Annotated in this window: 1 protein-coding gene; it reads left to right on the top strand. The window is 64.2% G+C overall.

All coding sequences use genetic code 11. The features are described 5' to 3' along the window. Window positions 1-1,252: 1,252 nt before the first annotated feature. On the top strand, window positions 1,253-2,537 hold a 1,285-nt coding region (locus AB1609_20985; GenBank protein ID MEW6048911.1), incomplete at its 3' end, for a copper amine oxidase N-terminal domain-containing protein.

Here is a 2,537-nt window from a genome sequence, read left to right as displayed (position 1 = left end):
AGCCCTTGCCTTTGGCTAGTGGGCTCGTCCTGCCTCGCCCATCCGGGGACTTTCACCCCCAAGTCAGCGCCCATGCCGGGCGCACACGTAACAGGCCCTCGTCCGCTGGGACGAGGGCCTGCTCCCCGTGGTGCCACCCAACTGGGGCTTCCCTCCGGGTGACAAAAATGACCTTTCGCCTTGGGGCGAAAGGTCATTTCCGCGGTGCCACCCAAGTGGGAGACCCCACTCTGCCGGTACGGGCCTGGTTACGGCCGATACCGTTTCGCGGTAACGGGCGAATCCCGACCGCCCATACTGGAGGCCACAGCCTCGTTGGGGCAGCGGCTCCGGGGCCCATTCCCCGCATCGTGCGCGACCGGGCTCCCACCTGACCCCGGCTCTCTGGGCGGCGAGCGGTGCGGGTACTCCTCCCCTTCCTCGCCTGTGTGTTTGACTCATACTGTAACGGCCAGGTCCCGGTCTGTCAAGCCCGTGTGTTGCGTCGCTCAAAAGGTACTCGAAATCAGATCGTTGCCTCAAAACCAACAGGTCTTACGTTGCCCGAACCCTACGGCAGGCCGGCAGGCCACGCCGTACAATCGGGTCGCCCACCGGGCGCGGCCGTGGCCGCCGGCGCATGTACGACGGCATCGTCCCCGCACTCACTAAGGTCTGGGCCGTCCTGGACTGCCCCTCGGGCAAGCGCCTGGCCCCTGTCAGATCGCTCGTCGTTGTCGAGTCGCTGTGTGCAACAAGACTTCTGCGCGCTCAGCCCCAAACTCCCGTGGCTCGGAGCGTCCGCGCGCGACAGCTATGCCGGCCCCGCCAACAGTATTCAGAACCTCAGCAGCTTGAACACCCACAGGCCAGGCAATATGAAGGTCATGACCAACCAACTCCGGAACGCACGTTGGTACACATCCGTCACCTGCCGGAAGACGAACAGAGCGTCGCCGGCGGCAGCTGCGCTGTGCCCACAATGGTCGGGCTCATGGCGTTTCCTGGGGCTGCCTTGAACATGGCGGAGCCTCTTTTTCAGCACCGCGGTGCTGTCGAGGGCCTGCTACTACCGAGATCTGGCTTCGGACCCTCTTTCTGGGACCACTTTCAAGATCTGAGCGGCGCAGGTGGTGTTGATTGTAAGGTGCTCCAGATGGTAGCATAGGGCAGATGCCCCATGTCCTGGGGTGAGGGAACGGACACACCCCCGGTTGAGTCTCTTGACAGGCGAGAACCTCTCCGCTTCCAGGGACAGCAGGAGCTGAAGGGCATGCTCGCAGTCGGCCGAACGCGGACGGGCATAGTTCTGGGCGCGCTACTCATTTTAGCCCTGGCGCTTCAGGTTTCGGTCTGCGGTGTCTGGGCCGCATCTGGTCCCGAGATTCCCGACGAAATGGTGCTGTCCCGCGTCCGGGTTTCGGTCCATGGGCATACATACTACACCGTGCAACTCCAGGCACCTTTTGGTCCTGCCGAAGTCACCGCTCGCTACCCGAACGCGCGAACGGTCTACGTCGACGAGAACAGAAGAGTCGTGGGCGACCGGGAGGCGGCGCGGAAGATCGCCGTAATAGAGCACGCACTGCGCCTCAAGGAGCGTTTTGACCTCGATCAGATGAGGCAGCTGGTGTCCACGACGATGACCCAACAGGCGGTGCTCGCCGGCCTCAGGTTCGTCACGGACCAACTGGGAATCGTAACCGGAACGGCCATCAGGACCGCCCTGACCTCGGGCGCGAGTCTCCCGAGTGATGTGGCGTCGCAAGGGATGAAAACGGCTGAACTCCTCTTAGACCTGGTGAAGCTGATCCACGGCGTAGCCTACCTTGACCTCGTGGAGGCCGGGCGGGGTTACGAAGGAGCACAGGAGGTTGCTGCGGGAGGGCTGGCGGATTATGCTTCCGCTGCGCGGAACGAAGCGGAAACCGGCGGCCTGTCCAACAGCGTTAAGGTGACGGTACCCCGCCTTCCCGCTGCCCGCAAGGGGATAGGCATTATCCTCGATGACAACCCTCTACATGCCGACGTAGCGCCCGTCATCGTCGAGGGCCGAACCCTGCTTCCTGTCGGGACCATCGCTGAGGCTTTGGGAGCCGAAGTTGGGTGGGCCTCGGATACTGGAACAGTCACGCTCAGCCTGGGTGATACGGTAGTGCGGCCGCGGATCGACGACACTACCGCTCTGGTCAACGGTGTGCCGGTGACGCTTCATGTCCCGGCCCGGGTCACAGGCGGCAGGACTCTGGTGCCAGTCCGGTTCATCTCCGAGGCGTTCGGGGTGACCGCAGACTGGGATCCCGCTGCGCAGACGGTTCTCCGGAAGACCTCCTTGGGCGTCCCCGGGGTTCCAGCCCTGGCTTCCCCGGCGACGCACTGGATCACGAGGGCCGGTTGCTCTGGGACCGGGAGAGCAAGGAGCGCATTGCGACCATCTCCCTGTCCCCCGATGGGCGCTTCATCCTCGTGGCGACGCGGGACGGCGTCGTCCACCTGCTGCGGGGGCCGGCGGAGGATCGCTGATTACTGGGCTGCAGGAGCTGCGAGTTCTTTGGCCG

This window comes from Bacillota bacterium, from assembly GCA_040754675.1.
Lineage (GTDB): Bacteria > Bacillota > Limnochordia > Limnochordales > Geochordaceae > Geochorda.
This window is presented reverse-complemented; position numbering and strand designations above follow the sequence as displayed.